At 58.3% G+C, this 16,775-nt stretch carries 25 protein-coding genes and 1 pseudogene; 10 read left to right on the forward strand and 16 right to left on the reverse strand.

Annotation, left to right across the window (positions count from 1 at the left end; all coding sequences use genetic code 11):
* Positions 1–75: 75 nt before the first annotated feature.
* The 3 genes from B9A95_RS11485 to B9A95_RS34580 all read right to left on the reverse strand — a co-directional run bounded on the left by B9A95_RS11485 (position 76) and on the right by B9A95_RS34580 (position 2,413).
* Positions 76–447: a hypothetical protein gene (locus B9A95_RS11485; protein ID WP_084047413.1), complete on the reverse strand. Its 372-nt coding sequence runs from the start codon at positions 445–447 to the stop codon at positions 76–78.
* Between the two features lie 385 nt (positions 448–832).
* Positions 833–1,841, reverse strand: a protein-coding gene (locus tag B9A95_RS34575; RefSeq protein WP_212648311.1) for an IS630 family transposase whose coding sequence is annotated in 2 segments (ribosomal slippage) — positions 833–1,364 and positions 1,363–1,841 — 1,011 coding nt in all. Because the reading frame shifts where the segments join, the coding sequence is not laid out codon by codon here.
* Between the two features lie 146 nt (positions 1,842–1,987).
* Positions 1,988–2,413, reverse strand: coding sequence for a hypothetical protein (locus B9A95_RS34580; RefSeq protein WP_212648312.1), 426 nt, complete (start codon positions 2,411–2,413; stop codon positions 1,988–1,990).
* 348 nt (positions 2,414–2,761) lie between these two features.
* Here B9A95_RS34580 and B9A95_RS34585 point away from each other — a divergent pair, with 348 nt between their 5' ends.
* A complete protein-coding gene (locus tag B9A95_RS34585; RefSeq protein ID WP_084047416.1) occupies positions 2,762–3,064 on the forward strand; it encodes a hypothetical protein in 303 nt (100 codons plus the stop codon).
* 878 nt (positions 3,065–3,942) lie between these two features.
* On the opposite strand, the gene B9A95_RS11515 is transcribed toward B9A95_RS34585, so the two are convergent.
* The 4 genes from B9A95_RS11515 to B9A95_RS11530 all read right to left on the reverse strand — a co-directional run bounded on the left by B9A95_RS11515 (position 3,943) and on the right by B9A95_RS11530 (position 6,126).
* Positions 3,943–4,500 (reverse strand): hypothetical protein, encoded by a 558-nt coding sequence (locus tag B9A95_RS11515; RefSeq protein WP_084047418.1) that lies wholly within the window; start codon positions 4,498–4,500, stop codon positions 3,943–3,945.
* 366 nt (positions 4,501–4,866) lie between these two features.
* A complete protein-coding gene (locus B9A95_RS11520; RefSeq protein ID WP_084047419.1) occupies positions 4,867–5,217 on the reverse strand; it encodes a hypothetical protein in 351 nt (116 codons plus the stop codon).
* Complete coding sequence (locus B9A95_RS11525; RefSeq protein WP_139806707.1) at positions 5,214–5,639, reverse strand: hypothetical protein; 426 nt, start codon at positions 5,637–5,639, stop codon at positions 5,214–5,216. The genes B9A95_RS11520 and B9A95_RS11525 overlap by 4 nt, the downstream gene beginning before the upstream one ends.
* Positions 5,551–6,126, reverse strand: coding sequence for a hypothetical protein (locus B9A95_RS11530; RefSeq protein ID WP_139806708.1), 576 nt, complete (start codon positions 6,124–6,126; stop codon positions 5,551–5,553). The genes B9A95_RS11525 and B9A95_RS11530 overlap by 89 nt, the downstream gene beginning before the upstream one ends.
* A gap of 357 nt (positions 6,127–6,483) precedes the next feature.
* On the opposite strand from B9A95_RS11530, the gene B9A95_RS11535 reads away from it, so the two are divergent.
* Together B9A95_RS11535 and B9A95_RS11540 are read left to right on the forward strand one after the other, a co-directional pair.
* Positions 6,484–6,708 (forward strand): hypothetical protein, encoded by a 225-nt coding sequence (locus B9A95_RS11535; protein WP_084047422.1) that lies wholly within the window; start codon positions 6,484–6,486, stop codon positions 6,706–6,708.
* A gap of 48 nt (positions 6,709–6,756) precedes the next feature.
* Positions 6,757–7,251 carry a hypothetical protein gene (locus tag B9A95_RS11540; protein ID WP_084047423.1) on the forward strand — a complete coding sequence of 165 codons (495 nt, stop codon included), beginning with the start codon at positions 6,757–6,759 and terminating at the stop codon, positions 7,249–7,251.
* Positions 7,252–7,301: 50 nt separating this feature from the next.
* Here B9A95_RS11540 and B9A95_RS33610 read toward each other — a convergent pair whose 3' ends face one another.
* From B9A95_RS33610 to B9A95_RS11565, 5 genes are read right to left on the reverse strand one after another with little or no spacing between them, the layout of a single operon-like run.
* Positions 7,302–7,478: a hypothetical protein gene (locus tag B9A95_RS33610; RefSeq protein WP_170928598.1), complete on the reverse strand. Its 177-nt coding sequence runs from the start codon at positions 7,476–7,478 to the stop codon at positions 7,302–7,304.
* 6 nt (positions 7,479–7,484) lie between these two features.
* Positions 7,485–7,865, reverse strand: a complete 381-nt coding sequence (locus B9A95_RS11550) for a hypothetical protein (protein ID WP_084047425.1) — start codon at positions 7,863–7,865, stop codon at positions 7,485–7,487.
* A complete protein-coding gene (locus B9A95_RS11555; protein WP_084047426.1) occupies positions 7,862–8,074 on the reverse strand; it encodes a hypothetical protein in 213 nt (70 codons plus the stop codon). Before B9A95_RS11555 ends, B9A95_RS11550 begins: the two co-directional genes overlap by 4 nt.
* Positions 8,075–8,125: 51 nt before the next feature.
* Positions 8,126–8,431 (reverse strand): hypothetical protein, encoded by a 306-nt coding sequence (locus B9A95_RS11560; protein ID WP_139806709.1) that lies wholly within the window; start codon positions 8,429–8,431, stop codon positions 8,126–8,128.
* Positions 8,432–8,452: 21 nt separating this feature from the next.
* The gene (locus B9A95_RS11565) at positions 8,453–8,914 is read right to left on the reverse strand and encodes a hypothetical protein (protein WP_084047428.1); all 462 of its coding nucleotides are present in this window, start codon (positions 8,912–8,914) and stop codon (positions 8,453–8,455) included.
* Positions 8,915–9,436: 522 nt separating this feature from the next.
* Between B9A95_RS11565 and B9A95_RS11570 the strand changes: the two genes are divergently transcribed.
* Together B9A95_RS11570 and B9A95_RS32125 are read left to right on the forward strand one after the other, a co-directional pair.
* A complete protein-coding gene (locus tag B9A95_RS11570) occupies positions 9,437–10,450 on the forward strand; it encodes a tyrosine-type recombinase/integrase (protein WP_084047429.1) in 1,014 nt (337 codons plus the stop codon).
* 490 nt (positions 10,451–10,940) lie between these two features.
* A complete protein-coding gene (locus tag B9A95_RS32125; protein WP_139806710.1) occupies positions 10,941–11,210 on the forward strand; it encodes a hypothetical protein in 270 nt (89 codons plus the stop codon).
* Positions 11,211–11,950: 740 nt separating this feature from the next.
* Here B9A95_RS32125 and B9A95_RS32130 read toward each other — a convergent pair.
* The 4 genes and pseudogenes from B9A95_RS32130 to B9A95_RS32140 form a co-directional block, all read right to left on the reverse strand.
* Positions 11,951–12,367: a hypothetical protein gene (locus tag B9A95_RS32130; protein ID WP_139806711.1), complete on the reverse strand. Its 417-nt coding sequence runs from the start codon at positions 12,365–12,367 to the stop codon at positions 11,951–11,953.
* Between the two features lie 58 nt (positions 12,368–12,425).
* Complete coding sequence (locus B9A95_RS32135) at positions 12,426–12,863, reverse strand: hypothetical protein (protein WP_139806712.1); 438 nt, start codon at positions 12,861–12,863, stop codon at positions 12,426–12,428.
* 13 nt (positions 12,864–12,876) lie between these two features.
* Positions 12,877–14,232, reverse strand: coding sequence for an IS66 family transposase (gene tnpC, locus B9A95_RS11575; protein WP_084047430.1), 1,356 nt, complete (start codon positions 14,230–14,232; stop codon positions 12,877–12,879).
* A pseudogene (locus tag B9A95_RS32140) lies at positions 14,229–14,462 on the reverse strand (IS66 family transposase); the annotation flags it as partial. The pseudogene B9A95_RS32140 and the gene tnpC, both read right to left, overlap by 4 nt.
* On the opposite strand from B9A95_RS32140, the gene B9A95_RS36230 reads away from it, so the two are divergent.
* From B9A95_RS36230 to B9A95_RS11590, 5 genes are all read left to right on the forward strand, one after another.
* A complete protein-coding gene (locus tag B9A95_RS36230; RefSeq protein ID WP_281255868.1) occupies positions 14,454–14,582 on the forward strand; it encodes a hypothetical protein in 129 nt (42 codons plus the stop codon). The pseudogene B9A95_RS32140 and the gene B9A95_RS36230 sit on opposite strands and share 9 nt — an antisense overlap.
* On the forward strand, positions 14,579–14,740 hold the full coding sequence (locus B9A95_RS34590; protein WP_212648328.1) for a hypothetical protein: 162 nt from the start codon (positions 14,579–14,581) through the stop codon (positions 14,738–14,740). Before B9A95_RS36230 ends, B9A95_RS34590 begins: the two co-directional genes overlap by 4 nt.
* 502 nt (positions 14,741–15,242) lie before the next feature.
* Entirely contained in the window at positions 15,243–15,458 is a 216-nt protein-coding gene (locus B9A95_RS11580; protein WP_084047431.1) for a hypothetical protein, read from the forward strand.
* Between the two features lie 296 nt (positions 15,459–15,754).
* Complete coding sequence (locus B9A95_RS11585; protein ID WP_139806714.1) at positions 15,755–16,273, forward strand: P-loop nucleotide/nucleoside kinase family protein; 519 nt, start codon at positions 15,755–15,757, stop codon at positions 16,271–16,273.
* Between the two features lie 161 nt (positions 16,274–16,434).
* Positions 16,435–16,695, forward strand: a complete 261-nt coding sequence (locus B9A95_RS11590; protein ID WP_139806715.1) for a hypothetical protein — start codon at positions 16,435–16,437, stop codon at positions 16,693–16,695.
* The last annotated feature ends 80 nt before the right edge of the window (positions 16,696–16,775 follow it).

Raw genomic sequence — 16,775 nt, forward strand, 5'->3', positions numbered from 1 at the left:
CATACACGCGCTTGCCACTGTGCCCGAACGGCTTGGGTCCTTTGGTCGGTCCTGCATCTCCAGCACAAACGCATACTACGGTAGTGCGTCGTAGCTGTACTGCCGGCTGAGCCACTGCCCGTCCTGCCAGGGGAACGGTGTTTGAAAGTCCGTGCCGTAAAAGTCGAGGAGCGAGCGCTCCCCCTTGGCATCGCTCGATGCTCGGAAAGCGTAGGTGGTGATGAACTTGAACTTCGAGTTCGCCTTCTTCGGGTAGGCAATGGCAGCATTCGCGGCAGCGCGAGCCTTGCAGAACTCACTCTGCTCTACGGTCCAGTTCCGCTTGACGGCCAGGGCGTTCACGAGGGTGGCCGGCGTGTGGGCATTGGCGACGGGGATGGACACCTGGGCCGTGGCGGAGGCCAGCAGAAGGGGCAGGAGGGCGGTCAGGGCGTGTCGGGCAGGCATGGCCTCAGGCTACGTGAGGGGGAGGGAGCGTGCTGCTGGATTCTCGCCTCCACAACAAAAAAGCCCCCACCGTCCATGCCGAAGCACAGGAGTGGGGGTGAAGGCACACGACAAGCTATAAAAGCTCCTCTTCCCCCAGTAAAGCGCGCACCTCAGCCCCTCGTTGCTTGCCCTGCTCCGTGATCTGGTACGCCCTTAACATACTCGTGCTCAGGGTCGTCAAGCCATCCGTGACCAGGTACCGGGCTTCACCCCTTGCACTGTTGTGGTTCACATCCTCGGGCAAGAGGGTCAGCCAGTCTCTCAGGCGAACGGGTTCATCCGGCATGACGACAATCAGATGGTCAATGATCCGAAGTCTTCCCTTATTGATCTCGGCTGAAGTTTAGGACGGAAGGTAGCTGTGGAGGAGGCGAGCGGGGAGTCGGACATACCGGACGCGCGCCCATCCGACCTTGAGGCGCGCCTTCAATTCCTTCAATGTCTGTGCACAGAAGTTCCCCAGGACGTTCCGCTTGATGTAGGCCCACACCAGTTCAATGGGATTGAGTTCCGGAGCGTACGGCGGGAGATATTGCAGAGACAGCCGTGCTTCACCTGTTGCGAAGGCCGTGACGGCCTTCGATTTGTGGATGCCGGCGTTGTCGAGGACGACCACGACCTCTCCTGGGACATGCGTCAACACGTGCTGCAGGAAGCGAATCACGTCCGGACTCTTGAACGCGCCGTGTTGCGTGTGTTGCAGGAACTGGCCGGCAGTGGTGAGTGCACCGATAGTCGACACCTTGTCCCAGCTGGCTTTGCCATACACCACGGGCGTGTGGCCGCGCAGCGCCCAGGTGTGCTTCACCGTGCCTTTCAGGCTGAACCCCACCTCATCCAGGAAGACCAGGGTCGCTCCCGCCGTTACTTTTTTTGATCTCGGGCAGGACGGTCTGAATCCAGGTGGCCACCGCTTCGGGATTCTGTTCCAGCGCGCGTTGATCGGGCTTCTGGCGGGAGAAGCCCAACTGGTGCAGGATTCTCCGCACGTGGTCGCGATGATGCCAGATGTCGAAGTGACGACCGATGACCTCCCGGACGCGCGGGGTCGTCCAGCTCGCGTCGGGGAAGCCATGCACCTGTGCGCCTTCGTTGAGCAGTCGCTTCAGGGTCTCTCGCTGCTCTCCGGAGAGTGCTGGCACTCTCCCCGTGGTGATGGTGGCCTGCAGTGCACCTGGACCCTGGTGCCGCAGGAGGTGCCTCCAGGTGCGCAGAGTACTCATGGAGACACCCAGAAGCTCCGCGAGTTCCTTGCTGCTGTATTGCCCAGTTTCGAGCAGCTTGAGGAAGTGCAGTCGACGTTCTTCAAGTTGAGCTCGCGTCAGGCGCGAGGGCAGCCAACGGTCCGTCATTCACCCATTCTAACGTCCGCAACTTCAGCCGGGATCAATAGGGTACAGTGCCATCCGCATAACTTTAACGATTTTCGAATGTCCCCTCCCACAACTGGTCGAAGTCAGCGCAGGAAGGGGAAGGGGCGAGATGGTGGGGAGGCCGCCTAAGTCCAAGTTTGCTTCGGCGTGGGATACAGCAGGCGTCCCATGCTCCGCAACTTCCGGTGCCTTATCCACGCCGTCTGGACAAACCGGTGAGGCAACCGCCGCACACTCGACCACACCCGCGCTTCCTCCGGCGTGAACGTGATTGGCCTTGGATCCGCCTGCACATACACCAGCGTCTCCCTCTTCCCCTGCGCCAATCGCGTCCGGATGGTCTCACAGCCCGTCAACACCACCGTCTGCCAGCCTGCCGACGTGTGCAGGTGGGTGATCGCAGGCACAGCATCCTCCGGTTTCGGTGTCTTGTCCTGCTCCTGCAAAGTCAAGGTGAGCGCTGCTGTATCCGCCAGTTGAAACCCCTGACGCTCACGCGCTGCGTACGCCAGCGCCCCATCGAGTTTGGGAGCCGTCGCGTAGAGCGTCACTGGGCCATCTGCCGTGCGTACCTGATGTACCCGCTGCCCCCCTGGCGAACTTACCTGCGTGTCCTCCTCAATCCAACCGAACAGATCGCATAGGTGTCCGCGGTCGCTACGAATGGCCCACTCCGCTCCGTCCATGAGGCCTGGGAGAAAAACCGTAGGGTAAGGAAAGCCTGTGAGGTTCCACGTGGCCAACCGTTCATATGCCTCTTCCACGTGCGGACGCATGCAGGCCATCATGACCGTCAGATCAAACCCTTCCCCCGTTCGCGTTATTTGGTCTGAGGTGAACTTCAACCAGGGCTGATCCGCCTGATACACAACGGTGCGGCTCAGGCCGAGGCGGTGACGATGCGCGACACGGTGGCGACCGTCAATCAAAGGGGAAATCGCTGCGGGGCGGACCCGGTGGAAATCAGCGATCAGGGCAGCAACGTGCAGATCTTCTGGCAGAGGCTTCTTGCGGGACTGCAGTGCCTGACCAGGGAGCAGGGAGGCTGTGGGTTCGACGCGGTAACGGTCCCAGTGGCCTTCAAGGGCATCGAGGGAAGCGTACATGAGCGCGAGGGTGGCATGATGACCGCCCCGGAGGGTAGGCAGAGCGTTTGGGCTGAAGCTGGCCCCGAAGACGCCGCTGAACTGCCAGTTGCGTAAGGTCGGTTCCCCGCCTGGCATGAGGAACGACACGAGAGGCAGTGTGTCGGAAGGAGAGAAGGACAGCATCTTCATTCCAAGTTAATCTTTTGGACTGAACGCATTGTCACCGGACTTCCCGAAATGCCGAAACACAACGGCTCCCCGCTCTTCCGTGATATCAGCAAAGAGAGCCAAAAAAGTAGAGCGAAGTGCCGATGCACCTCACTCTGGGCTACAGGTGAGTGTAGCTCACTGCACAATCTAACACATCAAGCCAGTTTTTTAGGCACCCAACTGTTGCTGCCCTTGCAACACCGTAAGGAAGCCCTGTAGATCCTTCTGAGTGACTGGGGCAGAAAGATGCAGCTGTCCTCGGGTGTTCTGCATGCTCATTCCATACGGTATGACCGCGCCGATCAGGAGGTGGGGGAAGTTCTGTAGGAGCAGGTCCAACAGTCCTTCACCCACTCCTTTGGATAAGCCGAGGTGGACCAATACCAGGTCAGGTTGAGGGGACTTCCACCCACAGCCGTCGTGCTTCAGGAGGTTTAGGGCTTCCATTGGGGTCGCAACGACGTTTAAGACGGCTGGAAAGTCAAGTGCCTCGAACATGAGGCATAAGTGGAGGACCTCGGTGGGCTGATCATGGATCAAGAGTATGTTGCTCATCTTACTCATTAATCCTGCTGTGCAGACGTTGAAAAGAGCAGAGAAGAGCTATCCAGGCGAAGAAAAGTAAGTAGGAACCTCATCTTAATACCAGCTTAATCTGGGAAAGCAAACTCTTTTGTCACTGCGTTTTCTAGTCGGTTACGCGGTAGAACCCCTGCCTCTTTCGTCCAGTTGACTGAACCACCACCGAAAAAGGGCAAAGCTTGGTGCGAATCGTCCGTGCCTCAGTTCTGCAACCGGGGCTTGATCCAGCTGATGTACGCCGCTTCCAGGCCGCGTACCAGCACACGCAGCGTCTGAGCCGTGAGGTAAGGCCGTACGAGGGCGGGCAGGTACGGGCTGATGTACTGGCGCAGCAGCACGGCCAGCACCAGGATCACCAGCTCGCGGGCAGACGTGCCCTTGATCTGCGGGAGCATCTGGCCGATGACCAACGAGATGATGTTGCGCACCTCGGGAGCGAGCGCCAAGGCTTCAGCCATGCTCAGCCGCCCGTCCGCACGCACATCGTTGATCGCCTTCCGGACCAGGGCGTCGATGTGAGGCAGCACGCCGTCCAGCAGTGCCGAGAGCTCGCCGTCGTCCATGGGCGTCTCGACAGATGGCGGAGGATTCAGAGACGGCATTTGGAGGGGAGGTAGAGCGGAGGCAGTGCTCTCGGGCTTGACGGTGGGTGTGGGCGCCGACTGAGGACGCAGGGTGGGCGTCTCGGTCTTGGTGATGGTGACGCCCTGCTCGGCGCGCTGACGGAGGATCTCAGCGATGCGAGGATCTACGGGCATACGGACCTCGGGAAAGGGCCTCCTAGCCCCCGCGTGGGGCAGGGGCCGGTGGTATTGCGGATTGGTGGCGAATGGGAGGGAATCAAGCAGGCCTTACTGAGGCAACCAGACCAGTGGCCACCGCGCATGCCGCACAACCGGCAGGGAGGAGGGAAGTCCACGTCGTCTACCCCAAACCAGGCACGGACATGCACCTGTTCGTATCCGGGCAGCACTGGATCGTCCCACTGGGTCTCCCTCCCCGAGCGTGTTCCCCCCCGCGCCTGAGCAACCACCAGGAAGGCGAAGAGCAGGCCAGAGACGATCAGCAGCGGCAGCACGGCTGCTTCCTGGAAACGTACAGCGGCGCCAGCCGGGTCTTTTTCATCAGGACCTCGGTTTCGAGAGCACCCGCAGCGTGGCCGTCGTGCAGCCGTAGAGGAGGGCAGAGTGATTGACCTTGATGTCGGTTGCGTGACGGGCGGCGGGGCCGAGCAGGTCCGAGACTGTGGCGACGAAGATCTTCTTCCCACCCTTGCGGTCGCGCAGGATGACCTGCACGCGCGTGCCACACGGGAGAGACCGCTTGAGCTCCCAACGGACAGCGAAGTGGCCTGGAAGCCTCGTCTCGCATGCGCCCAGTGCGCTGGCGCGGGGCCGATAAAAGGTCACCGCGAGGCCTTGAAGGGCACTCGCGGTGGAGGAGAGCAGCAGCAGGGCGAGGAGCGCGGCCCTCATGTCGACTTCCGGGAGAGGGCGTACCGGTCCGACAACCACTTCGCGAGCCGCTCGCGGACGGTCCCGACCATCGCTCCCGCCACTGTCTGATTGAGGGACCTGGGGTGGACCGTACGCTCGAGCACGGCCAGGCGCTCAAGGCCCTGCGACAGCAGGAGCAGCAGGCCGTGCACGTACGCGACCCCACTCTCCAGATCCCGGGGCGTGACATGCGGCGTGATGCGCGTCCCCGGCACGATGTACGTGCCTACCAGCTGCACGCGCTCGGCCATCCTCCCGGGAAGGGCTGCCAGTCCCGGCCAGGTTGCTCCGGGAGGCAGGGGGAAGTTGAGTTCATTGCCGACGATGGCGACCAGCCCTTCCATCACGGTGAAGGGCCGCTCCACGGAGGGGCCGTGCTGGGCACGAACGTACTGGCTCATGTGACCTCCAGGGGGGTCCGCCCTGGCGTGGGAGCGTGGCGCTGAACCACTCGTCCTGTCCGTCTGGCGGCTCGGGATCGTTCGGGTCGTTGCCGTCCAGGTAGATGTACGCGTACAGCTTCCCGGCCGCCGCGAGGTCCACCAGGGAGATCCGGAGCTGAAAGGCGTTCAGGCCCAGTTCCGGCGTGCGTTCCGCAAGGGCGAGGCGGTTGAATTCCGTCTTTGGTTGCGCCTGCAGGACTTCGAGCAGGCGGGTGCCGATCTCGTCATCGGCGCGGTAGGCCGCGTGCGCGTAGGCGGGGAAATACCCAGGGTCCTGGAATTTGCGGAGGAGGCCGTCACGCACCGCCTGACGGATGCACTCACGGGCATGGTGCTTTTCCACGCCAGAGGCGGTGGTCATCTGACCCACGCCGTACTCCTTGGTGCGGTCCATATCGGCGATCCAGGTGGTGAACTGCTCGTAGGACGGGGGCGGGTCAGACACGGGGAAAGCTCCTTTCCGGCAATGTGGGCAAGCCTCGCCCACCCACCCGAGGGCGGACGCGATGAGGTCCAGGGCAACGCTGGTCGGTGGGCGAGGGCGGGGAAACCCCGAGGTCCAGAACTGCGGCTCAGCCTGGTGGCCGCGCGTGCAGGTCAGGACGGCGCGGATGCTGGAGGGCATGGTCAGGGCCTCAAAGCAGTGGTTCCTGGCTGTGGCTTGCGCTCGGCCTCGGCTTGCTTGGCGTCTCGAGCTACAGGTTGGCGCTGCGCCACTCCCACCCGCCTGGTACCGGAAGATCGCCACTGGGTCACCGGTGGGAACCAGCCCGGCTTCTTTCAGGCGCGTCTTCGTGGCGAGGTGAGCGGGAACCTTGCGGTGTACAGGCAGGTGGGGCATGCCGGGACCTCCAAGAAGAAGCCCGCCTCGGCGCGGGTGGCCGGTGCGGGCGGGGGGAAACGCTCGGCTTTAACCGAGAGGCTGGAGGTGGTGTTCCACCACACCGTCCCGAAGAGGTACGACACGCATGGTCAGAAAGTCCTGACCGTCAAGGTAACGACCCACGGGGAGCCTGGATTTGGCTGAGCAGGTAGAATAGGGCGAATTACAGCGAACATAAGAGGCTTTAGGAATATGACCTTTCCCGATCTTCCTGACTTTTCGAAGTCCCAGTGGAACACGCCCTATCTCAAAATTTCTCTTCAGTTTCTTGCGTTAACAGCGTCCGAGCGAAGGAATTACCTCCCATACACTTTTGACGGCCGCACCACACTGGATAATGGCTATCTCATCGAGTGTGATGATCCGATGGAGTTGATGCTGTTATACTTGCGAGAAGTCACTTTTTTGCCAGAGTTGTGGGAACATGATCCAGAGTTTACGCTCCTTAGTCTTTCACCCAGAGACCGTATAGACAAAGTCATAACGTTGATCGCTGATTTGCAAAATAGACTTGAAGGCCTTACGGAGCTTGATCTTCAAGCAAATATTGGTGAATGTCAGGAACAAGCGACGACTGTCCTGACTTTGCTGGGGTGGCCCATCGCTGCGCCCGAGACGCCTGCCACAGAAATTCTCGATACGTATACGTATGGAGGCTTCTCTAAGGCCGCTCGTCCTGTTTTTTGAGATATAACCTTGTGCTCAAAAGACCTTGTCAAACGTCGGGAGCCTGGACATCAGATCGTCACCCGCTCCAGGGATTCCTCCTGGGAGAGAGGCTTCTTCGCCGGTTTTGAGAGCGTCCAGCGCTTCGGCTTCCACTCCTGCCACTTCTCGGGCACAGGCGCGTGCACCACGGCGACATGCTCGGCCAGCAGGATGCCCTTCCCAACCTTCAGGAGTCGCCCGGTCACCTGCACCTACAAGGCACTGGCGTCCAGTCTCAGAACCTCGCTGCTCGCCTGCATCGCCACCACGAACGGCGCCGTGTTCGCCACAGCCGGGCAGACCTCCACACGGATGAACCCTTCGCCCCGGTCGAGCTTGATGAGCCTGCCGGTCACCGTGAAGCGGCTGCCGTTCGGGGTTCTTGCTGACCGGAAGGCCCCTTTCCGGGTCATTAGGGCGGCGAGCGTACCGTCTGGGTTGGTGCGCGGGTAGCTGGTGACGGTCACGCGCTCTGGGTGCCCGGGCTTCCAGTTGGTACGGACGCGGACACCGTTCACACGCACGCCGTGCTCGTACGGAATGGCCCAGCCCGTGAAGGTGAGAGTGGCGGAGTGCGGAAGAGCTGGGATCACGAGGCCTCGGACTTCTGCTCGACTGGGACGCACTCGGAGCGCTCGTAGAGGGCACAGGTGCCTTCCAGGTTCTTGCCCTTGTATTTGAAGAGGGCGGCGGGGAGCTGGTCTTGTGCAGGTTTGAGGCCTTCAGCCTCCAGCTGCCTGGCGCTGGCGAGGTCTGCGGGGTGGGTGTCCTTGTAGGTGGGGATGTCGCGTTTCTTGCCCATGTGATGTGCTCCTGCCAGGCCCGCTCCAGCGGGCCTGGGCGGGGTTGGGGTTCAGGTCGGCGCCTGAACTGGGAGAGGGCCGTAATACCCAAAAGCACGCGCTGCACGGCGGTCCGCGTCCATGATCTCCGCTCCCGAATCCATCGGGGAAACGTACAGGATGTCCTCGTGCAACGCCATTCTCAGATTTCCCTCTGGAACTGTCCAGAGCGTCAATGGGCGCGCGGCCGGCGTGGGGTCTGGATCGTCCGGTGAGGTCACCCAGGCGGCCACAGACCCCGCCTTGATCCACTGAATGTTGTTCGCGTCCGCCATCTCGCCCTCAGTGTGCCGTGCTGGACGCGAAAACGGATCCATGAAGGGGAGGGCGGTCCTGCATCAGTGGACCCGCCGGTAATCCTTCATCAGCAGGAACGACGCGAGCTTCTCACCGGTGTGCAGTTCGACCTCCGGACCGTCGAACGCGACGACCGTGACGACGCGGTCCCCGTGGTGCTTGTGCGCCCACCGGCTATCCACCTCGATGGAGACTGGCGGGGGCGGTTCCACAATTTGAGCCGTCGGTTGATTCGGGGACTGGGTGCTGCTGACCGGCGCCTGTCCCGTGATCATTTCCAGGGTCAGCGTCTCACCGATCAGGCGGTCGAGGCCCAGCTGCGTGAGCACTTCGAAGCCACGCCCCTTGGTATCCAGCGGCATGTCCTGCCGCGCGGCGTCCACGGCCTGCTGAATCTCAGCGTCAGTGAGGCGGGTGAACAACTCTCTGGGAATCCGGGAGGGGGTGGTCTTGGCGAGCTGCACCTGGAGTTCGGGAAGGCGGCTCTTGTTGCTGCAGAACATCAGCGCCCGCAAAGCCGGCGCTTGCCAAAGTGCACCACCTGGACAGCCGGCGCTGGGCAGCGTCCGGACTTGCCCTCTACGGTGTTCGCGCCCTGTACCGCGCCCTCACCTGGGCTGGGGCCGTGAATTCGAACCCCACCCTGAGCGTGCCTCCTGACTCCACATCTGCAAGCGTGTCATTCCCCGCACCCATTACGTCGCATGCCTCCCATTGACCGCTTCACCACATCCCCCTCCTTTACCCCTCAGAACCTGCTGGAGGCCCCTTCCTGGCCTTCCTGTGAGCAAGTGATTTTTGCCGCGTCTGGGACGGCGTTTTGCCTACCTTGTTTTCGGCCATGGCAAAGAAGACCATTCTCCTTCTGCTGTGGGACAAAAGAAGGTTCGGGAAAGGTGCCCCGCTTCCTGTCAACCTCGGGAGAGGTCACGATCTGGCGAGTTTCTGGGGGATGGTCAAGCCTTGGGGAGGTTTACCAATAAGTGCCCTTATTGATAAAATCACAGCAAGATGGAGGACAGGCCATGACGCTCGCGCAGTACAACGCAGACCTCCACCACCGGACCAGCAGCTGGTCCAACCTCCACCGTGACGAGCGGCGACGCCGGGCCGTGAAGGCCTGCGCCGAAAAAGATGCAGAAGTGTTGTGGGAGATCGTCGAGTGGTACCTCACCCAGCACGCTCAAGCTGGGCTGCTCGTCAGTCCACATACCCAGCTGAGTTACCGCACAGGCACCAGGCAGCTGGTTGCCTTCATGGCTGAGCACGCCTGGAATGTCCTGTCCCCGGAACGCGAGGACGTGCAGGGGTATGTCAACACCCTGCTCGCTTCTGGCAAAAGCATCGCCACTGTCCAGGCCCGCGCCGCCGCGGGGCGTACCCTCTACGCCGCCCTGCGCGAGGTCGACGCGACAAAGGCCGTTCCCTTCGAAGGACTTCGCGTGCCCAAAGACCGCCGGCACCCGCTGGAGAAGAATGCACCGTACCCGAGGCGACGGATGGAGGACGTCCTGGAGAAAGCGCGCGACCAGGTGGGCCGTGATCCGAAACGTGCGGCGCGCCACCTGGAAGTGTGGGCGCTGCTGCTCCTCCTGGCCCACACGGGGTTGCGGATCGATGAGGCGTTGTCCCTCGGATGGCGTGACGTCCACCTGGACGAGGATGATGCCCGGTTGGTGGTCCGGTCCGGCAAGGGGCGCAAATCGCGCGAAGTACCGGTCTCACCGCGTCTCGCTGCAGCCCTCATCCGCTTCCAGGCCTTGCCGAGATCCAAGCGGCACGTGGGTGACCAGCTCTTCCCATACCGGACCTGGCGAGGGGCGGCCTACCATGTCAAGCCCTTATTCCAGCGTGAGGACGGCAGCAACGACTTCCGGGGCTTTCACGCCATACGCAAGTTCATGGGTTCACGTCTGTATGACACCCTTGGCGACTTCACGGCTGTCGCGGAGGTGTTGGGACATGCCAGCGTCGACACCACGCGAGGCTACGTTCGAGTGGGGGTGAACCGGGCAAAGAAAGCCGTCGCGGACTGGTGAACATCCTGCTCTCCTTCACTTGCCACTTCTGCTCAGCAGGACGCGGTTCTACCGGCCTGTCATCGGCGGCAGGAGCGGCGCAGGGCGTTGCCATTGAGCGTCCGTGATCTCTTTTCGGCACGGGGCTGCTTAGCGGGGGGCCTGAACTTGGGAGAGCAAGTAGAGTAGGGGCATCTCCGACGACGCCTGCCCGAACTGCAACAAATTTGAAACTTAGGTGGCTAAAATGCTCGCTAAGCTACTGGAAATCAGAGCGCGTCTGGGGGTGAACAGCCCAACCTCGAATCAATCTCCAAGCCAGGACAAGCCGTGGACGCCGAAGAGAGAAAAGCGCGTGACAAGACTAATGTGTTGCTTGATAACAGTCCTTACCGTAGGTATGTATTCATGTACCAAGGCTAGCGGGCCAATGAAACAGTCTGATGTTCCTGGTACCTTCATTAGCGGGTTTGTATCTAGCTCAAGTAAATACGATAGCTTCGATAGGCCTATGAGTGAAACTATCACTTTCAATGTTGATGGAACAGTAGATTATGCTCTTCAAGGAGAAGAAAGGAGTCATTCTCAAAAGGCAAATTGGGTTTTCTGCGCCGACTGCTACAAAGATGATTATGGAAAACAGTCTACGATTAATCTAGACATAGAGCTAAGCTTAGGCACTTGGCAAGTCAAAGACAGGTTTGTTCTTTTTGCCGTTGATAAGAATACGCTGTGCTATGATGTCATAGAAGAGTCAATATGCCTGCACCGACAAAAATAAACTGATTGAGTAGTCTTTAGAATGAGCAACGGCAACTATTCAGCGCAAGAGTTGCCCAACACAGTATTTACGACCTTGTAATGATAACTGAGGAGAAATGCCCGGCTATTTTATTTTTTCCTTACTACTAATCGCTCTTCTTATATTCTTTGGCGTTATTGCTACTTACATCATACCGAGGCGCTACTGGTTTTGGCTGTTAATAATTGCATGTCCAATCTTAATATTCTGTCCTGTCGCATGGGCAATATTGCAAGATCGTTGAGTTCGGGTAAAAGGATACCGTAAACAATATTTGCTTACGGCCACATACGATGAGAGATAATCCTCGAGATCGTCTCTTTTTCATTTACTCACATTCTCGCTGAATTCAAGACGACGTACGTCCAAAATATAATGTATGACGTTAGAATCACGAAGTTAAAAACAGTCCAAGATTTGCTTCTTATAATCATATTTATAATTAGGAATAAGATTTGGAATAGGAACGAAGCCAGCATGATACTAATACTTAGATTGGGATCAATATCCATCATAAATCCGAAATAAGATATATACAATACCAAAACAATAAAGTTAAGTAATAGGATAACGGATAATAGATTTACTGTACCCAGTAGTAAGGTGCGATGTGACTCATTCATAAGTAGCATTTCAGCGCGAGAACGAGAGGTGAGGAAGAAGGACGTCGTTCCGGAAAAGTAACTACTCAGCACGAGTCAAAAGCTTTTATTAAGCAGCTATCCAGCTTCTTTAGATATCAGCCTTGTCAGATAAGATATGTCATTATAAGAGTTTATTATAAGTTCTTGATTGTGTTTGCTAAATAGTGCTTGCTCTTTTATGTCTAAGATGTTGGACCCTCTCTTTTCTATGAATAATACATAATCAATTATCGTAATAATTGGAATACTAGGCTTGGTGAGGTTTTCCTCCAATGTCCACCTTGTATACCCTTGAAAATTTCGAACAACCCAACGGAGTTTCCTTAGAAATTCAACGTCATCATCATAAAGCCTAAAAGCTATTATTGGAACGCTAGCTATACCGCCTGCGGCAGACATCTGATCATCTAGATTAGAAAATCTGTATGACCATTTAACTCTTCTGAGAGTATCAATAATTTGAACTACTTCGCTCTTGAATATGCCATTCATATTAAATCCTTGATCAGACGGAAGACTGGAAATCAAGCGAAAATGGCTAAGTTTAACATCAGTGTGGAATAAATTCGTATTTGGTATAGCCATACAAGCTATCTGTGTCGGGTACGGCCTCTAACTCCAAGATGGTCCCCTCATTGCGCTCGTACCTCACTATCAAGGCGAGTGCATTGTGGAGAAATTCTAGAACAGTGCTTTCAGACATTAGTAATTCTCCTTGTTCATCAAATTCGCTCGTTCTGAATAGGTAGTCCTCTCCTACTCTCCTGACACTTTCGCCGGAGTTGTTGGAAAAGACCCTTACTTCTCCGCGTTCAAAAATACTTATAAGATGATTTAGCGAAGAGGAATCTGAGCTCATATCTGTTGAATTAAGCCATCGCAGAAATATCCAGTATTCTTCATTGCCCGTGAAAACAAGCTCCTCAATTATGAGGTCCGCATCTCCTATTTTCACTGAGGAGAAATACCTACATAGACGTGGTTTCATACCTTGTAATAGATCAGCATGAGAACCGAAGTCGAGGAAGAATGATGTTATTCTGGAAAATGCCTATCAAACCCTTGTAAATTGAGAGTTCTTGCTTCTGAAGTGTAGAGAGATAACTGCGGATGCGACAGAAGTTCTTCCCTCCCGCAGCAGAACGAAAGCCACCCGAGATCTTGCGCTTCACACACACCATCCGAATGTCTCGCTCAGCTTGATTATTGTCGAACGGGACATCGTCCTCGTGGAGGAAGCGCAACATCTTGTCCCGGTGCTTCTGACATCGAAGGGCGAGGTTGCGTCCAGTGGACTGCTTCACTCGTCCCCGCTGCTTCGGTACCGGCTCTGCTGCGGGGTTGAAAACTAACCCCGCTTCCACGAGGGCATTAAAGCGAACCAGGAACGCGGCTTTCTCCGGTGGAGTTAGGGTGCCTGACTTGTGTTGATGGTAGACGCCTTGCATTGCGGCCCGCAGTTCTCCTGCCCAGTCTTGGTGCAACTGTTCGTGGAGGAAACGCAACTCCCGAAGCAGGTGGGCGTTACACAGCGCGTGTCGGGCAGAGAGTTGGAAGTACGTGAGCCAGGCATCATGCATCAACAGCCCGCGGTACTGGGGCAGGACCCCCATGGCTTGGATAGCAGCCGACCCGCGGTGCGGGTCGTGCCCATACAGAGTGAGTTGCTTGCTGCTGATGACATGCACCCAGGCGAGCTTGCCCTTCACCTTGCTGCCCGTCTCGTCCACATGGAGGACAGGTTCTTCGAGCAAGGCTTCTTTCAGGCCGGCCTCAAACCCAGCCAGTCGCTCTGTGGCGAGGTTGAGGTGCAGCGCGAGTGTCCCTTCACTGGGACGCTGACCGCACAGCGTCTCAAGCACATCGCCCACCCGCTTGAAGGGCAGGAACTGGGCGACATTCAGGTACACCGCCAGGCCTTGGAAGCGAGGGCCGTACTGCACCTGACCGCGCACGTCCGGTGGGAACGCCGCCTGTTGTCGGTGGTGACAGCGCGGGCACACCTTCACTTCGGCCTGGTACTCGGTCACGTGCAACTGGACTTCCGGCAGGTCCAAGACCTGCCGAGCCAGGAGGTCGTGCACTTCGACCTCGTCCCAATGCTGTCCACACGTACAGCTTCCCGTCACGGGGAGCACAACCACCTCGTCGGGCGAGGTGCTCATCTTCAAGGTGGTGCCAGGGTGTCCCACCTGACCACCAGAGGAGCGAACGCCAGAAAGGCGTTCGCTCTTGGGCTTCTTCTTCCAAGCCTGGTCCTGGCTGGGCGGCTGATGGGACGTCTCGCTGGTCCGTGCGACCTGCGCTTCCAACTCGCGGATGCGCGCTTGGAGTCGTTCGCAATTCGGGCAGGTCACGTCTGAGATGGTTTCACGTTATCGCATCCCAACCGGGCGTGTAGGGGCTGCTGAATAGTCACCCGGAAAATACTAACCAACCCCCTGTAGGCGGGGAGGCCTTGCTTCTGAAGCGTCGAGAGATGACTCCGGATGCGGCAGAAGTTCTTCCCTCCCGCAGCAGAACGAAAGCCACCCGAGATCTTGCGCTTCACGCATACCATTCGAAGGTCTCGCTCGGCATGATTGTTTCGGAGGTGCTGGGCGTCGAGGTGACCAGCTTGGCTGCCCTGACCGCTGCGGACGCCGCCCTGGTCCGTGACTACGCCTACGGGCAGTGGAGCCTCGTAGCTGGGGAGGTGGCGGCGTGATCCGCCACCCGAACCAGCTGGTCGAGTACCGGAAGGTGTTGGGGCTGCCCCCGCTCCCCGAGATGTTCGTGCTCGTCGAGGACGTGCTCGAGAAGTCATTGAGCAGTGACAATCACGGCGCACTTATGAGCTTAATCTCACTTGAGAAATTGTCCTAGCCACAGAAAGAGAAAACAGGTTCCGCTTGCTGTACCTGCAACGATGGCAGGAGCTAAGGGCAACGTCATGGGGCCGGAACCCCTGCCTAAGCGACCCTGGTTCATGGTGTTCACCTGATTCGTCTGGACGGCACCGAAAATCATCGAACCGGCGACAACAGCCAAAACAGTTCCCGCAACATTGAGTCCTGAGAGCACACCAGCCAGCCCCGACGCATGGACAAACAGCCCGAGAAGTCCACCCAGGAGACTTGCCCCAGTCCCCCAGAAAACCCCCCGGATCAGCAGGTCTCTTAGGGCTCCCCAACTCGTCTGAGGGCGTAATGACTTCATGTGCTGACTATAGGCATGCGTCCAGCAAAAGTTAGATTGTCTCGCCGTCCAAGTACAAGAGCAGTGACACTCGCCAGGAGTCTTTGGGGAACCGCGACAAGTTCGAGGTCCAGGGCTTCGAGGATGGTCTTCACGAGGGCACTTCTAGGAGGAGGGACATGAGGCGCGCGTGCGCGAAGCCGAGGTGGCAGGGAACTGGGAGGGAACGTTCAAGGCGGCGTGTGACCTGACCAGCACCCTTGACTACCTGTTGAACCGCGAGGTCCCGTACGGCGAATGGAAGAACCTGCGTGAGTACTGGCAACGCAATGAGGAGCGGAACACCGAAATCCGGGAGCTGGTGGCGCGCCTCCTGGCCAGCGCTGCGCACAAGGTGGCGTCGTGAAGCTGGTCCCCGTGCAAGCGTGAATACGGGCGCCGTAGGGGTCTGTGCCACCCTCTTTGAGGACCGAGCCAGCTCTCGACGCCTGCATGTCAGCGCCCGCGAGGGCGCTTTTCTTGCGTACTGACCAATCCCATCCTGAGATTCACTTTGGACTTGCCCCAAAAAGCCCACCTCACGGCGGGCCTGAAACTGGCGTACCAACGATCACTGGATGCCGAATTCTGGGCACAGTTCTACTTTGACAACACGCCATTCTGCCCATCCCACAGGCTGGCTTCGCTCAGTACGCTGCAAGTGTGAATGATGAACCAAGCACGTGCGACGAGCGACCGACGGCAACCGGGGGGCGCATCATCATCCTGTGTGGCCTACCGGGATCTGGGAAAACAACGATGGCGCGACGACTGGAAGCTGACGGTGCGGTGCGATTCAGCCCTGATGAGTGGGTGTTGCGGCTGGCGCTGGACGAGGTGACCGACGAGGTGCGCCATCGGGTGAACATGCTGGCCCTGGATATTGCCGAACAGGTCGCCGCAGGCGGAGCGACGGTGGTACTCGAGCACGGCTTCTGGCAGAAACAACACCGGGACCAGACCCGGATACGTGCCCGTGAACTTGGGATTGCCGTTGAATTGCATGTGCTGGACGTGCCCATTGACGAGCTGGTTCGGCGGGTATTCGAACGCAACAAGCGTGTCTCGGCGTCGTGGCAGCGCATCGATGAGTTGAGCCTCCGCACCTGGGCAACCTGGTTTGAAGTGCCGACCGACGAAGAGCGCGGTTGGTTTGACCCGCCGCGCCTCGGCGCGTCGTAATCCTCCGCACGAATCGGGGGCAGCCTCGATACCAGTGATTTAACAACTCTTCAAGCAGGTCTTGCATCCCGGACTTCTCAGCTCCAAATACCCTTAGGCAAAAAGGCTGTTGTACTCGGTCAGGTGCCAGTCGTGGAACAGCCCAGCAGTATGCTTGGTCTATGAACGAGCAGAGGCTTCGACGGAACTCGTCCGACTGGGTCGATTTCTTGGGAGTAGGTGGAGGTTTGCTGGCCATCTTAGGTGCTCTTCACGCCTTGCCAGCGTGGTGGACTTCCGATTACACCCTGCTCTACTGGCTTGGTTATGTCGTTCTGCTTGGACTCGTGGCTTGGCGCACGGGAAGGACGAGAATGGCAACAAATTTTGGCATTCTCCTGGCGTTCTTCCTACTGATCACTCTTGCCATCAAATTCGCTTAGCGCCGCTCCTGGCCTATTCGGCGCTTGAGCTGATAGACGGTTCAAGGCTTCAGGCTGACTGAACGACAAGGAGTTATTGA

This window comes from Deinococcus hopiensis KR-140, from assembly GCF_900176165.1.
Lineage (GTDB): Bacteria > Deinococcota > Deinococci > Deinococcales > Deinococcaceae > Deinococcus > Deinococcus hopiensis.